Consider the following 17,529-nt stretch of genomic DNA (forward strand, 5'->3'; position numbering starts at 1 on the left):
GCGCCGGTGCGCCGGGTGCGTGCGACCGCGGCGGCCGCCGTGCCCGCGGCGGTGGCGGCCGCCGTGCCGACTTCCGTGACCGGTGGGGCCATCGCTCGCGCGCGTGGCCGTGCAGCAGGGCCGTCCGCGGCGGCTCCGCCGCGTCGGGTCCTTCGTCCATAGGCCGTGCATCGCCCGTCGCCCCCCTCACAGTCTGAAATGTCCAACCCCGGCGCCGAACGGTGCACGGCGCAGCCCCTGTCGGGACGATACACCAGTCTCGTCACTCAGGGACATAGCTTCTCTACGCTCAGTGACGACCAGCGACTATGCCCGTACGGCCCGCGTCCGCGGGACTGCGGAGGGTGCCCGAACCGGGTCGCAAGCGGGCCGCGGCCGTCACGCCTCGTCGGCGGCGCCCGTCGTGAGGATCACGTTGCGCAGGGGTTCCCGGTTCACGAATCGCCCCAACTGGTCGGCCAGCAGACGCTTGGCGCGCGGCAGGAAGGCGGACGTGGGCCCGCCGACGTGCGGACTGATCAGCACGCCCGGCGCCTGCCACAACGGGTGGTCACCCGGCAGCGGTTCGGGGTCGGTGACGTCCAGGGCGGCGGTGAGGCGGCCGCTCTCCACCTCGGTGAGCAGGGCCTTGGTGTCGACGACCGCGCCGCGGCCGACGTTGACCAGCAGCGCCCCGTCCTTCATCCGGGCGAGGAAGGCGCCGTCCACCAACCCGCGACTGGTCTCGGTCAGGGGGGTGGAGAGGATGACGACGTCCGCCTCCGGCAGCAGTGCGGGCAGTTCGGTGAGGGGGTGCACGGGACCGCGCTCCGTGGTGCGCGCGGAGCGTGCGACGCGCACCACCCGCGCGACCTCGAACGGCACGAGCCGGTCCTCGATCGCCGAGCCGATCTCGCCGTAACCGACGATGAGGACGCTCTTGTCGGCGAGCGCCGGGTGGAACTCGCTCTGCCAGTGCCCCTGTTGCTGGGCGCGCACGAACTTCGGGATGCCGCGCAGGGAGGCCAGCGTGAGGGTGAGCGCGAGTTCGGCGGTGCTCGCCTCGTGCACCCCGCGCGCATTGCACAGCCGCACGCCCGGCGGGAGGTCGGCCAGCCGCGCGGTGACGTCGTCGACGCCGGCGGTGAGCGTCTGGACGACGCGGACGTTGCGCATCCGCGCCAGCGGACGCACCTTCACCGGCTGCCGCTTCATGTACGGCACCACGTAGAAGACGCAGTCGGCGGGGTCGCCGGGGAACTCCTGTTCTCCGGTGGTGCCTCCGTCCCAGAAGAGGGGGTTGAGGCCCTCGGGGAGCCCTTCGATCTCGTCCGGCGGGATGGGAAGCCACACGTCAGCAGTCATGGTCAGGAGGCTATGTCAGGCACGCGCGCGTGCAGAGGTTAGGTTGGTGGGCCGGGCGAGGGAGGGTCACGAGCAGGTGGAGCGCAGGACGATCGGCGCGGCGGCGCTCGCGGTGGGGGCCGTCGGACTCGGATGCATGCCGATGAGCTGGGGCTACAGCGGGTCGCGGCAGCGGGGTGACGAGTCGCTGCGGGCGTTGCACCGGGCGCTGGATCTGGGTGTCTCCCTGCTGGACACCGCCGACATGTACGGCCCGTTCACCAACGAGCTTCTGCTGGGGCGGGTGTTGAAGGAGCGGCGCGGGGACGCGTTCGTGTCGACGAAGGTCGGACTGCTGGTCGGTGAGCAGCACGTCGTGGCCAACGGCCGCCCGGGATACGTGAGACGGGCCTGCGACGCCTCTCTTCGGCGGCTCCAGACGGACGTCATCGACCTCTACCAGTTGCACCGCGCGGACCCCGAGGTCCCGGTCGAGGAGACCTGGGGCGCGATGGCCGAGCTGGTGCGGGCGGGCAAGGTGCGGGCCCTGGGCCTGTGCGCGGTGGGCGCGCGGGGCGGGCGCCGTGCGGGCGGACGGCTGTACGACGCGACGATCCGGCAGCTGCGGCGGGTCCAGCAGGTCTTCCCGGTGAGCGCGGTGGAGGCGGAGTTGTCGCTGTGGTCGCCGGAGGCCCTGGACGCGCTGCTGCCGTGGTGCGAGGCCCGCGGTATCGGCCTCCTCGCGGCCATGCCGTTGGGGAATGGTTTCCTCACCGGCACGCTGACGCCGGGCGAGGGCTTCGAACCCGATGACATGCGGGCCCGGCACCCCCGTTTCACCGCCGAGATGATGGCCGCGAACCAGCCGATCGTCGCCGGTCTGCGCCGGGTTGCCGCCCGGCACGGCGAGACGGTGACGGCCGCGCAGGTGGCGTTGGCCTGGGTACTGGCGCAGGGGCGGCACGTGGTGCCGGTGCCGGGGGCCAAGCAGGAGCGGTGGGTCGCGCAGAACGCGGGGGCGGCCGGCCTGCGGCTGACCGGGCCGGACCTGGCCGAGCTGGCGAAGCTGCCGGCGGCCCGCGGCTCCTGGGACTGAGGGCCGCCACGAGACCTGGCCGAGCTGCCGGCGGCCCGCGGCTCCTGGGGCCCGGCAGCCCGCGGCTCCTGGGGCTGAGGGCGTCACGTCGACCGCGGGGCGGCGGGGCCCAGACCTGCGGGAAACCGGAAGCACCGGATCAGCCGGACCCGAACCTGCGGGAAACCGGAAGGACCGGATCAGCCGGACCGGGGTGGAACGGCGCGCGCCGGGGAAGCCGGGAACTTCGGGACAGCCGGGGTCACAGGCGCGCCATGACCTGTCGGCAGCGGGGCCGCGGCGGACGACCGGGTGTCGTGGGAGGCCGCAAGCGCCTCGATCGCCGTAGGAACCAAGAGAAACCGGGGTTACGGGGAAACCGGAAGGCGCGGATGTCAGGGCCACCGGGAAGCCGGACCGCCCGAGAAGTCGGCGCTGTCGTCGGGTCGGGTTCCGGAGATCGGGAACTCCTGGGGCGCGAGCGGTGTATGACAAGGAGAACCTGCCCAGGACCGCCGCGTCGAAGGGACCAAGATCGTGCAACGTCGCGCAGTGACGGCCGTACTGGCCGCGAGTGTGCTCCTGCTGACGGCAGGCTGTTCCTCGGACGACGAGGCGCCCCCGGGGGCCGCCCCGAGCCCGTCCGCCAGCCCCACCGCCGCCGGCTCCTCGCCGGCGGCCGGAAAGACCCCGCCCGCGAAGGGCATCGTCAAGGTGGTGCGCACCGTCGCCGAGGGCCTGAACACCCCCTGGGGCCTCGCACCGCTCCCCGAGGGCGGCCTCCTCGTGGCCTCCCGCGACGAGGGGACGATCACCCTGGTCGACGCGGACAGCGGCAAGAAGACGGAGCTGGGCGAGGTGCCGGGCGTATCGGCGGCCGGCGAGGGCGGCCTGCTCGGCATCGCCCTCTCCCCGGACTACGCCTCGGACCACATGGTCTACGCCTACTTCACCTCCGCGTCCGACAACCGCGTCGTCCGCATGCTGTACGACGCCGAGCGGCCGGCCGGTGAGCAGCTCGGCGCGCCGGACACGGTGTTCCGGGGCATCCCCAAGGGGGTGATCCACAACGGCGGGCGGATCGCCTTCGGCCCGGACCGGATGCTGTACGTGGGCACCGGCGAGAGCGGACAGCAGGGGCTGTCGCAGGACAAGAAGTCCCTGGGCGGCAAGATCCTGCGGCTGACCCCCGAGGGTGAGCCGGCCGCGGGCAACCCGTTCCCCGACTCCCCGGTGTACTCGTACGGCCACCGCAATGTGCAGGGGCTCGCCTGGGACGCCGAGCAGCGTCTGTTCGCCGCCGAGTTCGGCCAGGACACCTGGGACGAGCTGAACGCGATCGTGCCGGGCGGCAATTACGGGTGGCCGCAGGCCGAGGGCGAGTCCGACGACGAGAGGTACCGGGACCCGGTGGCGCAGTGGGGCACCGACGACGCCTCCCCCAGCGGGGTCGCCTACGCCGAGGGATCGATGTGGATGGCCGGGCTGAAGGGGCAGCGTTTGTGGCGCGTCCCGCTGAAGGGCACGGTGGCGTCGGCGGACCCGCAGTCGTTCCTCGAGGGTGAGTACGGCCGGCTGCGGACCGTGGTGGCGGCGGGCGGCGACAGGCTGTGGGTGACGACCAGCAACACGGACGGGCGGAGCACGCCGAAGAAGGGCGACGACCGGATCCTGGAGCTGCAGGTGAGCTGAGGGCTCAGCCGCCAGGGGGCGTGAGCCCCCGGTCGCGGGGCGCCGGGGCCGCGTCGGCCTCCTCGTCCACGGGGTCGGGCGCACGCACGACGACCTTCCCGGAGGCGAGGTCTATCGGCCCGCGTCCGGGGTCGGCGTCGCCGACGTCGTGCCGGGTCAGCTCCAGGCGGTTCTGCTCGTCGCGGGTGTGCTTGCGGCCGGGTGCGAACAGGTCGTCGAACATGCTGAACACGGCGCCTCCCCTGCCGGTTCCCGCCAGCGTACGCCTCACCCCACGGAGGGCGCCCGGAGAGCGTCGGCCGGGAAGAGTCCCAGCCGGTGGGCCACCGCCGCCGCCTCGCCCCGTCCGGAGACGCCGAGCTTGGCCAGGATGTTGGAGACGTGGACGCTCGCCGTCTTCGGGGAGATGAAGAGTGTCTCGGCTATCTGGCGGTTGGTGCGGCCGGCCGAGACCAGGCGCAGCACGTCGCGCTCCCGGCTGGTGAGACCGAGCGCCTCGACGGGGTCGGTGGCGGCCGGGACCGGGCGGGGACCGGGCGTGAGGGCCAGCCGGGCGCGCTGGGCGAGCCGGCCGACGGCGTCGCCGAGCGGGCGGGCGCCCAGGTGGGCGGCGACGGCGTGGGCGAGGCGGAGCAGCTCGGCGGCGCGGTCGCGTTCGTCCTCGCCGCCCTCGGTCAGCAGCGCCTCGGCCAGGCGGTACCGGACGCGGGCGAGGTCGTAGGGGCGCTCCATGCTCTCGAAGGCGGTGACCGCCTCGACCCAGTCCTCGGGGCCGTCGCGGCCCTCGGCGTGCAGCAGTTCGGCACGCAGCCAGCGTTCGTGGGCCTGCCAGACGGGCACCACGGCGACGATCTTCTTCGCGGTCTCCCGGATGCGTTCGAGGAGTTCGGCGCGGCCCGGTTCGGTGGCGGGCAGGGCGCGGGCGTCCCCCTCGGCGGCGGCCCCGGTGAGGAGCAGCGGCCAGGCGTACCGCTGGGCGCCGGGCGGGAACCCCTGGTCGAGGGCGCGGGCGAGGTGGGCGCGGGCCTCCGGGAGTCGGCCGTCGGCCGCGGCGAGGGCGACGGCGAGGCGGACGAGGGGCAGGTCGTGCTGGGGCGCGCGGTCGTGCGAGCTGAAGTAGCCGCGCGCCTCGGTCAGTCGGCGGCCCGCTTCGGCGAGGTCGCCGCGGTGCAGGGCGAGTTCGGCGCGGAGGGTGGCATGACCGCCCCGGATGCCCACGCCCTGGCCGATGCGTCCGACGGCGGCGCAGGCCCGGTCCACCTCCTCCCAGCTGCCCAGCGGCAGAAGGGACTCCGCCAGATTGCCCCAGATCCAGGCCTCCGTCTCGGACAGTCCGTGCCGTCGCGCGTAGTCGATGCCCTCCTCCAGGATCGGCAGGGCCTCGCGGGAGCGGCCGACCGCTTCGAGTTCCGAGGGGAGGTTGACGTAGGCGTTCAGCGCGACGGACGGGATGTCCTCCGCGAGGGCCTGGTCCTTGACGTCGTACAGCTCCGTGAGGCCGGGCTCGACATGGCCGGCGTCGACCATGAGGACGCCGAGGATCTGGCGGGCGTCGAGTTCGATCTCGCGGACGCCGACCATGCGGGCGTACTCCACGGCGTGCTCGGCTGCGGCGTACGCGTCGGGTCCGGGGGCGTGCAGCATGGACCAGTTGGCGACGTGGGTGAGCACCTCGGCGTGCACCTCGCTGGGCGGCAGGCCGCGCACCAGGTCCTGTGCGGTGGTCAGCTCCTCGCGGCCGCTGCCCCGGCCGAGCGCGCGCACCAGCCGGGAGCGCTGCACCCAGAACCAGGCCGTGCGCAGCGGGTCGTCCTCGTCCGCCAGAAGGCGCAGCGCCCGCTTGGTGATCTTCAGGGCGCGTTCGCGCTCCCCGCACAGGCGGCCGGCGACGGCGGCCTCGGCCATGAGGTCGAGGTAGCGCAGTGGCGTGGTGACGGGGTCGCAGCCGCAGGCGGGATAGGCCTCGGCGTAGTCGAGGGGGCGCAGCCGGTTCCGTACGTCCTCCGGGGCGGCGTCCCAGAGTTCCATCGCGCGTTCCAGGAGCCTCAGTTGCTCGCTGTAGGCGTGGCGTGAGCGGGCGGTCACGGAGGCGTCCAGGACGGCGGGGAGGGCCTTGGCCGGGTCGTGCGCGTGGTACCAGTAGCTGGCCAGGCGGGTGACGCGCTCGTCGGCGGGGACCAGCGTCGGGTCGGCCTCCAGGGCTTCGGCGTAGCGGCGGTTCAGGCGGGAGCGTTCGCCGGGCAGCAGATCGTCGCCGACGGCCTCCCGTACCAGGGAGTGGCGGAAGCGGTAGCCGTCGCCGCCGGGGGCGGCGAGCAGGATGTTGGCGCCGACGGCGGCGCGCAGGGCCTCGATGAGGTCGTCCTCGGTGAGCCGGGCGACGGCGGCGAGCAGCCGGTACTCGACGGTGGAGCCGCCCTCGGCGACGATCCGGGCGACCTTCTGGGCGCTCTCCGGCAGCGCCTCGACGCGGACGAGCAGCAGGTCGCGCAGGGTGTCGGTGAGGCCGGTGCAGCAGCCCTCGTGGGCGGCGACGGCGAGTTCCTCGACGAAGAAGGCGTTGCCGTCGGAGCGTTCGAAGATGTCGTCGACCTGGGCGGGGTCGGGTTCGGCGGCGAGGATGCCGGCGATCTGGCGGCCGACCTCGTCGCGGGTGAGCCGGGCGAGTTCGAGGCGGTGGACGGTGCGCAGCCGGTCGAGTTCGGCGAGCAGGGGGCGCAGCGGGTGGCGGCGGTGGATGTCGTCGGAGCGGTAGGTGGCGAGGACGACGAGGCGGCCGGTGCGCAGGGTGCGCAGCAGGTAGGAGAGGAGGTGGCGGGTGGAGGCGTCGGCCCAGTGCAGGTCCTCCAGGGCCACCACGACGGTGCGGTCGGCGGCGACGCGCTCCAGGAGGCGGGCGGTGAGTTCGAAGAGGCGGGCCATGCTCTCCTCGTCGTGCCTGCCTCCGCTCGTCTCCCCCAACTCGGGCAGCAGTCGGGCGAGTTCCTCCTCCTGGCCGGCCGCGGCGGCGGCCAGTTCGTCCGGCAGTGCCCGTCGCAGGGCGCGCAGCGCGGTGGAGAATGGGGCGAACGGCAGTCCGTCGGCACCGATCTCGACACAGCCGCCGAGCGCGACGACGGCTCCCCGGCGGTCGGCGGCGGTGGCGAACTCCTCGACGAGCCGGGTTTTGCCGACGCCGGCCTCACCGCCGATCAGCAACGCCTGCGGCTCGCCCGCGGCGGCACGGGCGAGCGCGTCGTTCAGGGTGTCCAACTCGTCGGCGCGGCCGACGAAGACGGGGCTGACGGACCTGTTCTCCACGGGGGCGAGCATCGCACGGCGGTACGAGGCGGGCCCAGTCGATATCGGCGGCCCGGCCGGGACCGGCCGCCCGGTGGCCGTTGCCGACGGGGTGGAAACCACCGCCCCGGCGGACGCCACCGGCACGACAACCACCGCCCGGCTGACCGCTGTCGGCACGGACATCCTTGCCGACGCGGGCATCCCCGCCGGCACGGGCATCCCCGCCGGCACGGGCATCCCTGCCGGCACGGGCATCCCCGCCGGCACGGCGGACGCCGTCGGCACGACACCTGCCGCCCGACTGACCGCAACCGCCGCCCGGCTCACCGCAGCCGGCCCAGGCATCCCTGCCGACCCAGGCATCCCTGCCGACCCAGGCATCCCTGCCGGCACGGGCATCCCCGCCGGCACGGCCGCCGCCGTCGGCACGACACCTGCCGCCCGACTGACCGCAACCGCCGCCCGGCTCACCGCAGCCGGCCCAGGCATCGCCGCCGGCCCAGGCATCGCCGCCGGCGCAACGGACGTCACCGGCGTGACGCGTGCCCTCGGTACCGCGGCTGTCGTCGGCATCATGCGTGCCGTCGGTGCTTCGGACGCCTCCGGCATCGTGCGTGCCGTCGGTACCGCGGCTGTCGGCGCGATCGCGGGCGTGGGAGGGCGGCCGACCCCCGTGCGGCCGCCCTTCCGTGCCCCGGTGTTCACGCGGTCCGGGCGGACCGCAGCCGGCGGGGGCGGTGGATATGGGGTTCGCTCTCGGGGGCCGCGCCGCGGGCGGTCTGCTCGGCGGCCTCCCGACGGGCGGCGCGGCGGCCGCGGACGGCTTCGCGGGCCAGGCGCTCGGCCGCGGCGCGGCGGAGCAGTTCGGCGGAACGGGCCTGCTGGACCTCGTACTCGTACATGGTGACGTCCCCTGAAGGTCGGTGGATCCGGCGTCGCTCTCCGCGACGCTCTCGATGCCTCAACCTTCGTCTCCCAGGGGGGCCCGTCACATCGGGAGAGTTCCGCATCTTGGGGGCCGGCCGGGGCCTTAGACGCGTGTGAGGGGCCTTAGGGCGGCCGTAAGGTGCCTACGGCCGCTCCAGGACCCCTCGTGCGTCGCGCCCCCGGCTCAGCCGGCGGAGGGCAGTCCGAGCAGGGCGTCGGTGTACTTGAGGACCGCCAGGAGCAGGCCGATCACGCCGAGCGCGACCCCCGCCCAGGCGACGGACTTGATCCAGGGGGCCTGCACCCTGCCGGGAGCGCCGAAGGCGGGCCGGGCCAGCACCACGACGCCGGTGACGAGCGCGGCCAGCGCGAACAGGCCCGCCCACAGCGCGGTGGCCTGCCAGGCGTCGCCGTAGACCGCCTGGACCTGATGGGCGACGCTGGCGCTCGACGACGTCTCCAACTGGCCGATCAGGGTCTGGCGCGCGGAGGCGACGGTCCCGATCCAGCCGCCGCTGAGCGACACCAGGCCGAGCGCCGCGGAGACGACGGCCCCGGCGCCCAGGCCGATGCCGGAGGGACGGCTCTCCTCGACGGCGTCGACGACATCGGCGTCCTCGGCGTCCTCGGCGAGGCGGCCGTCGTCCACGCCGCCGGTGTCCTCGGAGGCCGGCGTGGCCCGGTCCTTCGCGTCCTTCTCGGTGGCGCCCACCGTCTCCCCGTCGCGCTTCGCCTCGGCGGCCTCGGTGCCCGTCTCGGCGCCGGCCTGGTCAACTGTCTCGGTTCCCATGTCTCGCACCGTACGGAGGCTCTCTGAGAGGTTTCTTAATGATCGCTGTGAGCGGCACGCGCGCGGGCGGCTCGCCACTCGTGGGCGAGCACGGACCACACCTGGAGGTCGTGCCGCACCCCACGATAGGGGTAGGCCTCGCGGCGTACGCCGTCCTGGGTGAAGCCGAGCCGCCGGGCGACGTTGAGGCTGGGCACGTTGCCCGCGGCGGCGACCCACTCGACGCGGTGGATCCCGCGCTGCTCGACGGCGTGGTCGATGAGCACCCGCATCGCGCGGGTGACGAGCCCGCGCCCGGTTCCGGCGGGCTCCAGCCAGCAGCCGACCTCGCAGTTCGCCTGCTCCGCGTCGAAGTTCAGGAAGAGCACGCCGCCGACCAGTCCACCCTCCAGCCAGATGCCGTGCAGCGAGCCGGTGTCGGCGGCACGCAGGTCGGCGTACCGCTGGAGCACTTCGCGCGCGCCCGGCACGTCGGTGGCCTTGGCGGCGAACGGGATGTACTGGTTGATGAACTCCCGCCCGCGCTCCAGGTGGGTCAGGAACTCCTCGGCGTGCCAGGTCTCCAGGGGCCGCAGTTCCGCTCCGTCACCCAGCGTTGTCGCGTACATCCGGTTGCCGCTCCTTCTCCAGTTCCGCCACGACCTCGGTGAGCCTCTCATGGGCGGCCCGGCACTCGGGAGGTTCGATGCTGATCCGCGGCAGGCGCCGGTCGAGCCAGCCGGGCAGCCACCAGTTGGCGCGGCCGAGCAGGTGCATCAGGGCGGGCACGAGGAGGGTGCGCAGGACGAAGGCGTCGAGGGCCACGGCGGCGGCCAGCGCGATCCCGAACATGGCGATCACGCGGTCGCCGCTGAGGACGAAGGCGAGGAAGACGGAGATCATGATGACCGCGGCGGAGTTGATCACCCGGCTGGTCTCGGCGAGGCCGACGCGCACGGCCCGCCGGTTGTCGCCGGTCTCCAGCCACTCCTCGTACATCCGGCTGACGAGGAAGACCTGGTAGTCCATGGAGAGCCCGAAGAGGACCGAGACCATGATCACCGGGAGGAAGGGTTCGATCGGCCCGGCCCGGCCCAGGCCCAGCGGTTCGCTCCCCCAGCCCCACTGGAAGACCACGACGACGACGCCGAAGGCGGCGGCGACGGCGGCCACGTTCATCACGGCGGCCTTGAGCGGTATGCCGACGGACCGGAAGGCCAGCAGGAGCAGCAGGGAGCCGAGACCGACGACGACACCGACGAACAGCGGCAGCTTGCCGACGATGACCTCGGCGAAGTCGTCGTAGCCGGCCGTGACGCCGCCCACCTGTACGTCGAGGGAGGTGCCGGCCTCGGCCCGCGGCAGCACCTCGCCGCGCAGCAGGTCGACGAGGTCGCTGGTCCGCCGTGACTGGGGCGCGGACCGCGGTACGACGGTGAGGTGCGCGGTGTCTCCGCCGGCGCCGTAGGTCACCGGGGTCACGGCGGCCACGCCCTCGGTGCCGCGCAGGGTGGCGTCGAGGTTGTCCAGGGCGAGCCGGTCGTCGGCGCCGGCGACGCGGGAGACCAGAGTCAGCGGGCCGTTGACGCCGGGGCCGAAGCCTTCGGCGAGGAGGTCGTAGGCCTGGCGGGTGGTGGTGGTCTCGGGGCGGTTGCCCTGGTCGGAGGTGCCGAGGCGGAGGGAGAGCGTGGGCAGGGCGAGCCCGGCGATGACGGTGAGGGCGAGCGCGCCGAGCAGCCTGGGGTGGCGCTCCACGAAGGCCGACCAGCGGGCGGCGAGACCGGTCGGCAGCTCCGGTTCGGGCCCGTGCTCGGCGAGGCGGCGCCGTTCGCGGCGGCCGAGGGCGCGGGGACCGATGAAGGACAGCAGGGCGGGCAGCAGGGTGACGGAGGCGGCGACCGTCAGCACGACGGTCAGGGAGGCGGCGATCGCCACGCCGTTGAGGAAGCCCAGTCGCAGGATCAGCATGCCGAGCAGCGCGATGCACACGGTGGCGCCCGCGAAGACCACGGCCCGTCCGGTGGTGGCGACGGCGTGTGCGGCGGCCTCGGCGACCGGCAGTCCGCGTTTGAGGCCGCGCCGGTGCCGGGTGACGATGAACAGCGCGTAGTCGATGCCGACGCCGAGCCCGACGAGCACGCCCAGCATGGGTGCGAAGTCGGCGACGGTCATGGCGTGCCCGAGCAGCACGATCCCCGCGTAGGCGGTGCCGACGCCGACCAGGGCGGTGGCGATGGGCAGCAGCGAGGCGGCGAGCGAGCCGAAGGCCAGGAACAGCACGACGGCGGCGACGGCCACGCCGACGACCTCGGCGAGGTGCCCGCCGGAGGACTCGGTGAGCGCGATCGCGCCGCCGCCCAGCTCCACGCGGAGCCCGTCGGTCCGTGCCGACCGGGCGGTGTCGACGACGGCCCGCGCCTCGCGCCGGTCGATGTCCTCGGCACTGTCCTCGAAGGTGACGGTGGCGTACGCGGTGTGTCCGTCGGCGCTGATCCGCGCGGCGCCCTGGTCGTCGTAGGGGCCGGCCACGGCGGCGACGCCCGGCAGGTCCGCGATCCTCGACAGGGTCCGGGTCATGGTCTGTTCGACGGCGGCGGCACGGACGGTGCCCGGGTCGGTGTGCCAGACGACGGTGTCGCTGTCACCGCCGAGACCGGGGAAGCCCTCCGCGAGCAGCCCGGCGGCCCGGCCGGACTCGGTGCCGGGGACGTCGTAGTCGTTGGCGTACGAGGAGCCCGTGACCACGGCGGCGGCGGCCGTCCCACCGAGGGCGAGGAGCCACAGCAGGACCGCGACGAGGCGATGGCGGACGCACCACTGCGCGAGGGCTGCCACGAGACGTGCTCCCGGAGACTCTGAAGACCGTGTGGGGATCTTTGACCGGGAACAGTCGTACATGAACTGAACAGCCCGCAAAGAACGCATGAGGAATGCTAGGAGCACTCTTGCAGGCGTAAGTGATCGTTCGTCCGGTTCATGGGCCTGTTCACCGGAGTGGGAGACAGATCACAGGGCCGTGCGGCGACTCCGCCGGCCGGGCCGGTCAGTCCGACTGGTCGCCGACCGCCATCACCATCACGCCGGCGATCAGCAGCCACAGCGCGCGCCGGGTGCGGCCGCGGGAACCCAGCAGCGCGGCGAGTCCGCACACCGCGGCGCCCAGGGCGTAGGCCGCGGGCACCAGGGCCGGGGCGGAGCCGGCGAGGCGCAGAAGGGCCGCGGCGAGCCCGGCGAGGGTGAGCAGGGCGCCCGTGCCGGCCGCGGTCCAGCGGGCCCGCCGGGCGTCCCCACCGGCGTACTCGTCGTCCTCGGGGTCGTCCCCGTGAGGGTCCTCGGCGCCGGGGTCATCGGCGTCGGGGCGGGGCATGTCGTCCGTGTCGTGCGCCTCGGTCGCGTCGGTCCGTATGCCGTCCTGGGTGTCGGAGTCGGTACGTCCACTCATGGCGGGCGAGCGTAGCGCCTCGGGCCGGGAGACGGAGAAGGGGGATGCGCCGGAACCGGCGCATCCCCCCAGGGGCCAGGGCTCGGGATCAGCCCTCGCCGACGCCCAGCTTCTCCAGGATCAGCTCCTTGACGCGGGCCGCGTCGGCCTGACCGCGGGTGGCCTTCATGACCGCGCCGACCAGGGCACCGGCCGCGGCCACCTTGCCGCCGCGGATCTTGTCGGCGATGCCCGGGTTGCCCGCGATGGCGTCGTCGACCGCCGTGCCGAGCGCCGAGTCGTCGGAGACGACCTTCAGCCCGCGCTTGTCGACGACCTCGTCCGGGGTTCCCTCGCCCGCGAGGACGCCCTCGATGACCTGACGGGCCAGCTTGTCGTTCAGGTCCCCCTTGCTCACCAGCTCGGCGACGCGGGCGACCTGCTCGGGCGTGATGGCCAGCTCGTCCAGCGTCCTGCCGGACTCGTTGGCGCTGCGCGCCAGTTCGCCCATCCACCACTTGCGGGCGGAGGCGGCGTCGGCGCCGGCGTCGATCGTGGCGACGATCAGCTCCAGGGCGCCGGCGTTGAGGATCGCCTGCATGTCGGTGGCCGAGATGCCCCACTCCGCCACCAGGCGGTTGCGGCGGGCCAGCGGCAGTTCGGGCAGCGAGGCGCGGATCTCCTCGACCCACTCGCGCGTCGGGGCCACCGGCACCAGGTCCGGCTCCGGGAAGTACCGGTAGTCCTCGGCCTCCTCCTTCACGCGGCCCGAGGTCGTCGACCCGGTGTCCTCGTGGAAGTGCCGGGTCTCCTGGATGATCGTCCCGCCGCCGTCCAGTACGGCGGCGTGCCGCTGGATCTCGAAGCGGGCCGCGCGCTCCACGGACCGCAGGGAGTTGACGTTCTTCGTCTCCGAGCGGGTACCGAACTTCTCGCGGCCGTGCGGGCGCAGCGACAGGTTCACGTCGCAGCGCATCTGGCCCATCTCCATGCGGGCCTCCGAGACGCCGAGCGCCTTGATGACCTCGCGCAGCTCACGGACGTACGCCTTCGCCACCTCGGGGGCGCGCTCCCCGGCGCCCTCGATCGGCTTGGTGACGATCTCGATGAGCGGGATGCCGGCGCGGTTGTAGTCCAGCAGGGAGTGGGACGCGCCGTGGATCCGGCCGGTCGCGCCGCCCACGTGGGTCGACTTGCCGGTGTCCTCCTCCATGTGGGCGCGCTCGATCTCCACCCGGAAGGTCTCGCCGTCCTCCAGCTGGACGTCGAGGTAGCCGTTGAAGGCGATCGGCTCGTCGTACTGGGAGGTCTGGAAGTTCTTCGGCATGTCCGGATAGAAGTAGTTCTTCCGGGCGAACCGGCACCACTCGGCGATCTCGCAGTTCAGCGCGAGCCCGATCTTGATGGCGGACTCGACGCCGATCGCGTTGACGACCGGGAGCGCGCCGGGCAGGCCGAGGCAGACCGGGCAGGTCTGCGAGTTGGGCTCGGCACCCAGCTCGGTCGAACAGCCGCAGAACATCTTCGTCTTGGTGCCGAGTTCGACATGGACCTCGAGGCCCATGACGGGGTCGTACGACGCCAGCGCGTCCTCGTACGACACCAGGTCGGTCGTGGTGGTCACGGTGAAACTTCCCTCTCAGCCCAGCAGGACGTCGTCGTCGCCCAGCCGCTTCAGCTCGCGGTAGAGGATGGCGAGGCCGGTGGCGATGGCGGCGGCGGACACGGCGGCGTCGATCAGGCGGAGCGTGTCGCTCTCGGTGCGGGCCATTTTGGCCTGCTTGGCGACACTCACCGCGCCGAACGCGGTGGTGGCCATGGACAGGTACAGGCCGGACTTGGACTTCTTGAAGCCCTTGGCCTTGGACAGTGCCTTACTCACAGCGACGGAGCCTCCTCGAGCAGCGGATGCCCCCACCTTTCCACGAAGGCGGCCTCGACGGCGGCGCCGACCCTGTACAGCCTGTCGTCCTTCAGCGCCGGGGCGATGATCTGGAGGCCCACCGGGAGGTTGTCCTCCGGGGCGAGCCCGCACGGCAGCGACATGGCCGCGTTGCCCGCCAGGTTGGTCGGGATGGTGCACAGGTCGGCCAGGTACATCGCCATCGGGTCGTCGGCGCGCTCGCCGATCGGGAAGGCGGTGGTGGGCGTGGTCGGCGACACGATCACGTCGACCTGCTCGAAGGCCTTCTCGAAGTCGCGCGTGATGAGCGTGCGGACCTTCTGCGCGGAGCCGTAGTAGGCGTCGTAGTAGCCGCTCGACAGGGCGTAGGTGCCGAGCATGATGCGCCGCTTGACCTCGGGGCCGAAGCCCGCCTCACGGGTGAGGGAGGTCACCTCCTCGGCGGAGTGCGTGCCGTCGTCACCGGTCCGGACGCCGTAGCGCAGACCGTCGAAGCGGGCGAGGTTGGAGGAGCACTCGGAGGGCGCGATCAGGTAGTACGCCGACAGGGCGAGGTCGAAGGACGGGCAGTCCAGCTCGACGATCTCGGCGCCCAGCTCCTTCAGCAGCGCGACGGACTCGTCGAACCGCTGGATGACGCCGGCCTGGTAGCCCTCGCCGCGGAACTGCTTGACGACGCCGACGCGCATTCCGGCGACCGTGCCGTTGCGGGCGGCCTCGACGACCGGCGGGACGGGCGCGTCGATCGACGTCGAGTCCAGCGGGTCGTGCCCGGCGATCACCTCGTGCAGCAGGGCCGCGTCCAGGACCGTACGGGCGCAGGGCCCGCCCTGGTCCAGGGAGGAGGAGAAGGCGACCATGCCGAACCGGGACACCGCGCCGTACGTCGGCTTCACGCCGACCGTGCCGGTGACGGCGGCCGGCTGGCGGATGGAGCCGCCGGTGTCGGTGCCGATGGCGAGGGGGGCCTCGTAGGAGGCGAGGGCGGCGGAGGAACCGCCGCCGGAGCCGCCGGGGATGCGCGTGAGGTCCCAGGGGTTCCCGGTGGGGCCGTAGGCGCTGTTCTCCGTAGAGGACCCCATGGCGAACTCGTCCATGTTGGTCTTGCCGAGGATCACCACGTCGGCGGCCTTGAGCCGCTTGGTCAGCGTCGCGTCGTAGGGCGGGATCCAGCCCTCGAGGATCTTCGATCCGACGGTCGTCGGGATGCCCTCGGTGGTGAAGATGTCCTTCAGCGCCAGGGGGACACCGGCGAGCGGGCCGAGCTTCTCGCCGCGGGCCCGCTTCTCGTCGACGGCGCGGGCCTGGGCCAGCGCGCCCTCGCGGTCGACGTGCAGGAAGGCGTGCACCTTCTCGTCGACGGCCTCGATACGGGCCAGGTGCGCCTCGGTGACCTCGACGGCCGTGAGGTCACCGGAGGCGATCCGCGCGGCGATCTCGGCCGCGGTGAGCTTGATGATGTCCGTCATTGCGGTTAGTCCTCCCCCAGGATCTGCGGCACCTTGAAACGCTGCTGCTCCTGGGCCGGGGCGCCGGAGAGCGCCTGCTCGGGGGTGAGCGACGGACGGACCTCGTCCGCGCGCATGACGTTCGTCAGCGGGAGCGGGTGCGAGGTCGGCGGTACGTCTTGGTCGGCGACCTCACTGACGCGGGCGACCGCGCCGATGATGTCGTCCAGCTGTCCCGCGAAGTGGTCGAGCTCTTCGGGCTTCAGCTCCAGACGCGCCAGCCGGGCGAGGTGGGCGACCTCCTCGCGCGTGATGCCAGGCATGCGGCGTTCCTCTGGGGTGAGTGTGTGTGGTTCGGGAGCCAATCCTATGGGGCCGCGGCGCCTACCGGTTAAACGGTGCACCGTGGGGCCCCGTCGGCGGACGGCTGGACGGCTGGCGGCGGGAGGGCTGCCGGCACCGCCCATCGCCGCCGACCACCCTCCGGTCCCCGCCACCCGCCGCCCGCCGACCACCCTCCGGTCCCCGCCGCCCGCCGCCACCACGCGTCGGCGTCGCGGGCGATCAGGTCCGGGCCGCCTCACCGTCCCGCGTCAGACGGCGAACAGCAGTCCGGCGCTGATGAGCACGACCACCGCCGTGGCGAAGTGGACTCCGAAGGCGACGGCCCTGGTTCCGCCGTGCCGCAGGACTATCGCGGTGTCCATGAACGGGATGATCGCCGCGCACAGCATGAACCAGGCCTCGGCACGGGCGCCGACGAAGACCAGGAGCGCGAGACCGAGGATCCCGAGCGTGCCGTCCCTGACCCCCTTGATCGTCAGGTAGGCGCCGGCGTCGCCGCCGGGGTCGGCCGGGGCGCCGTAGCCGGCGGCGGCGGGGCGTGCCTGGAACAGGAAGCGGGCCCCGATGAACACGATGAACAGGTCGAGTACGACGGCCAGGGTGTAGGCGGCGACGGTCATGCGGATTCCTCCTGTGGGTTGCTAGCAACGCTAGCTTCTCTTTCGAAGATAGCGGAGCATCGAAAGATTGGCTAGCGCTGCTAGAATCAGGGCATGTCGATCCAGACGCGCCGGGAGCGCGAAAGAGCGGAGCGCGAGCGGCTGATCGTCACGGCCGCGCGGGAACTGGCGGAGGCGGAAGGCTGGGACGCGGTCACCACGCGTCGGCTGGCGGCCGAGATCGAGTACAGCCAGCCGGTTCTCTACAGCCACTTCAAGGGCAAGGAAGCGATCATGGCGGCGGTCGCGGTGGAGGGCTGCGCCGAACTGGCCCGGGAACTGCGGGCGGCGCGAGCCGGGGTGAGCGGCGCCCGGGAGTCCCTCACGGCGATCGGCACGGCCTACACCGCCTTCGCCCGCCGCCGCCCGGCCCTGTACGACGCCATGTTCACGCTCGCGGTCGGACTCCCCTTCGCCACCCCCGAGGCCCCGGCGGCCCTGCACGAGGCCTTCGGGGAACTGCTGTCGGCCGTCCGACCGGTGACGTCCCCCGGTGAGGACCCCGGCCTCCTGACGGAGACGTACTGGGCCGGCCTCCACGGCCTCATCACCCTGATGCGCAGCGGCCGCCTCCCGGAGCCCGCCCACGAACAGAGACTCCAGCTGCTGATCGACCACTTCGCGGCGGGGACGGACTAGACCCGGCCTCACGGCGACCGGCGAGCGGGGACGCGGTGGCGCGAGG

General features: G+C 73.2%; 16 protein-coding genes. 3 read left to right on the forward strand and 13 right to left on the reverse strand.

Going from position 1 to position 17,529, the window contains the following annotated elements; genetic code table 11:
* Positions 1 to 378: 378 nt before the first annotated feature.
* Complete coding sequence (locus ACFYO5_RS32790; protein ID WP_388715816.1) at positions 379 to 1,344, reverse strand: 2-hydroxyacid dehydrogenase; 966 nt, start codon at positions 1,342 to 1,344, stop codon at positions 379 to 381.
* A gap of 76 nt (positions 1,345 to 1,420) precedes the next feature.
* Between ACFYO5_RS32790 and ACFYO5_RS32795 the strand changes: the two genes are divergently transcribed.
* Together ACFYO5_RS32795 and ACFYO5_RS32800 are read left to right on the forward strand one after the other, a co-directional pair.
* On the forward strand, positions 1,421 to 2,419 hold the full coding sequence (locus ACFYO5_RS32795) for an aldo/keto reductase (protein WP_388715819.1): 999 nt from the start codon (positions 1,421 to 1,423) through the stop codon (positions 2,417 to 2,419).
* Between the two features lie 531 nt (positions 2,420 to 2,950).
* A complete protein-coding gene (locus tag ACFYO5_RS32800) occupies positions 2,951 to 4,090 on the forward strand; it encodes a PQQ-dependent sugar dehydrogenase (RefSeq protein WP_388715962.1) in 1,140 nt (379 codons plus the stop codon).
* A 4-nt stretch (positions 4,091 to 4,094) separates the two neighbouring features.
* Here the strand turns inward: ACFYO5_RS32800 and ACFYO5_RS32805 are convergent, their stop codons facing one another.
* From ACFYO5_RS32805 to ACFYO5_RS32860, 12 genes are all read right to left on the reverse strand, one after another.
* A complete protein-coding gene (locus ACFYO5_RS32805) occupies positions 4,095 to 4,313 on the reverse strand; it encodes a DUF6191 domain-containing protein (protein WP_388715965.1) in 219 nt (72 codons plus the stop codon).
* Positions 4,314 to 4,357: 44 nt separating this feature from the next.
* Positions 4,358 to 7,402, reverse strand: a complete 3,045-nt coding sequence (locus ACFYO5_RS32810; RefSeq protein ID WP_388715822.1) for an AAA family ATPase — start codon at positions 7,400 to 7,402, stop codon at positions 4,358 to 4,360.
* Positions 7,403 to 8,073: 671 nt separating this feature from the next.
* Positions 8,074 to 8,274, reverse strand: a complete 201-nt coding sequence (locus ACFYO5_RS32815; RefSeq protein ID WP_388715825.1) for a hypothetical protein — start codon at positions 8,272 to 8,274, stop codon at positions 8,074 to 8,076.
* A gap of 209 nt (positions 8,275 to 8,483) precedes the next feature.
* Positions 8,484 to 9,089 carry a hypothetical protein gene (locus ACFYO5_RS32820; RefSeq protein WP_388715827.1) on the reverse strand — a complete coding sequence of 202 codons (606 nt, stop codon included), beginning with the start codon at positions 9,087 to 9,089 and terminating at the stop codon, positions 8,484 to 8,486.
* A gap of 35 nt (positions 9,090 to 9,124) precedes the next feature.
* Positions 9,125 to 9,697, reverse strand: a complete 573-nt coding sequence (locus ACFYO5_RS32825; RefSeq protein ID WP_388715830.1) for a GNAT family N-acetyltransferase — start codon at positions 9,695 to 9,697, stop codon at positions 9,125 to 9,127.
* Positions 9,675 to 11,903, reverse strand: coding sequence for an MMPL family transporter (locus tag ACFYO5_RS32830; protein WP_388715832.1), 2,229 nt, complete (start codon positions 11,901 to 11,903; stop codon positions 9,675 to 9,677). The genes ACFYO5_RS32825 and ACFYO5_RS32830 overlap by 23 nt, the downstream gene beginning before the upstream one ends.
* 208 nt (positions 11,904 to 12,111) lie before the next feature.
* A complete protein-coding gene (locus ACFYO5_RS32835; protein WP_388715835.1) occupies positions 12,112 to 12,510 on the reverse strand; it encodes a hypothetical protein in 399 nt (132 codons plus the stop codon).
* 88 nt (positions 12,511 to 12,598) lie between these two features.
* Entirely contained in the window at positions 12,599 to 14,113 is a 1,515-nt protein-coding gene (gene gatB / locus ACFYO5_RS32840; RefSeq protein WP_356562119.1) for an Asp-tRNA(Asn)/Glu-tRNA(Gln) amidotransferase subunit GatB, read from the reverse strand.
* Positions 14,114 to 14,128: 15 nt separating this feature from the next.
* The gene (locus ACFYO5_RS32845) at positions 14,129 to 14,371 is read right to left on the reverse strand and encodes a hypothetical protein (RefSeq protein WP_356562121.1); all 243 of its coding nucleotides are present in this window, start codon (positions 14,369 to 14,371) and stop codon (positions 14,129 to 14,131) included.
* Positions 14,368 to 15,861: an Asp-tRNA(Asn)/Glu-tRNA(Gln) amidotransferase subunit GatA gene (gene gatA, locus ACFYO5_RS32850; RefSeq protein WP_388715838.1), complete on the reverse strand. Its 1,494-nt coding sequence runs from the start codon at positions 15,859 to 15,861 to the stop codon at positions 14,368 to 14,370. The genes ACFYO5_RS32845 and gatA overlap by 4 nt, the downstream gene beginning before the upstream one ends.
* Positions 15,862 to 15,866: 5 nt before the next feature.
* Positions 15,867 to 16,163 carry an Asp-tRNA(Asn)/Glu-tRNA(Gln) amidotransferase subunit GatC gene (gene gatC / locus ACFYO5_RS32855; RefSeq protein WP_018531282.1) on the reverse strand — a complete coding sequence of 99 codons (297 nt, stop codon included), beginning with the start codon at positions 16,161 to 16,163 and terminating at the stop codon, positions 15,867 to 15,869.
* A 270-nt stretch (positions 16,164 to 16,433) separates the two neighbouring features.
* On the reverse strand, positions 16,434 to 16,805 hold the full coding sequence (locus ACFYO5_RS32860; RefSeq protein ID WP_388715840.1) for a DUF4267 domain-containing protein: 372 nt from the start codon (positions 16,803 to 16,805) through the stop codon (positions 16,434 to 16,436).
* 93 nt (positions 16,806 to 16,898) lie between these two features.
* Here ACFYO5_RS32860 and ACFYO5_RS32865 point away from each other — a divergent pair, with 93 nt between their 5' ends.
* Positions 16,899 to 17,483 carry a TetR/AcrR family transcriptional regulator gene (locus tag ACFYO5_RS32865; RefSeq protein ID WP_388715843.1) on the forward strand — a complete coding sequence of 195 codons (585 nt, stop codon included), beginning with the start codon at positions 16,899 to 16,901 and terminating at the stop codon, positions 17,481 to 17,483.
* The last annotated feature ends 46 nt before the right edge of the window (positions 17,484 to 17,529 follow it).

This window comes from Streptomyces sp. NPDC006259, assembly GCF_042870975.1.
GTDB lineage: Bacteria > Actinomycetota > Actinomycetes > Streptomycetales > Streptomycetaceae > Streptomyces.

Bases quoted from the DNA above. Each gene is read 5' to 3' on its own strand.
- ACFYO5_RS32790 (WP_388715816.1), bottom strand. From the start codon at position 1,344: ATGACTGCTGACGTGTGGCTTCCCATCCCGCCGGACGAGATCGAAGGG.
- ACFYO5_RS32805 (WP_388715965.1), bottom strand. From the start codon at position 4,313: ATGTTCGACGACCTGTTCGCACCCGGCCGCAAGCACACCCGCGACGAG.
- ACFYO5_RS32810 (WP_388715822.1), bottom strand. From the start codon at position 7,402: ATGCTCGCCCCCGTGGAGAACAGGTCCGTCAGCCCCGTCTTCGTCGGC.
- ACFYO5_RS32815 (WP_388715825.1), bottom strand. From the start codon at position 8,274: ATGTACGAGTACGAGGTCCAGCAGGCCCGTTCCGCCGAACTGCTCCGC.
- ACFYO5_RS32820 (WP_388715827.1), bottom strand. From the start codon at position 9,089: ATGGGAACCGAGACAGTTGACCAGGCCGGCGCCGAGACGGGCACCGAG.
- ACFYO5_RS32825 (WP_388715830.1), bottom strand. From the start codon at position 9,697: ATGTACGCGACAACGCTGGGTGACGGAGCGGAACTGCGGCCCCTGGAG.
- ACFYO5_RS32835 (WP_388715835.1), bottom strand. From the start codon at position 12,510: ATGAGTGGACGTACCGACTCCGACACCCAGGACGGCATACGGACCGAC.
- gatA (WP_388715838.1), bottom strand. From the start codon at position 15,861: ATGACGGACATCATCAAGCTCACCGCGGCCGAGATCGCCGCGCGGATC.
- gatC (WP_018531282.1), bottom strand. From the start codon at position 16,163: ATGCCTGGCATCACGCGCGAGGAGGTCGCCCACCTCGCCCGGCTGGCG.
- ACFYO5_RS32860 (WP_388715840.1), bottom strand. From the start codon at position 16,805: ATGACCGTCGCCGCCTACACCCTGGCCGTCGTACTCGACCTGTTCATC.
- ACFYO5_RS32865 (WP_388715843.1), top strand. From the start codon at position 16,899: ATGTCGATCCAGACGCGCCGGGAGCGCGAAAGAGCGGAGCGCGAGCGG.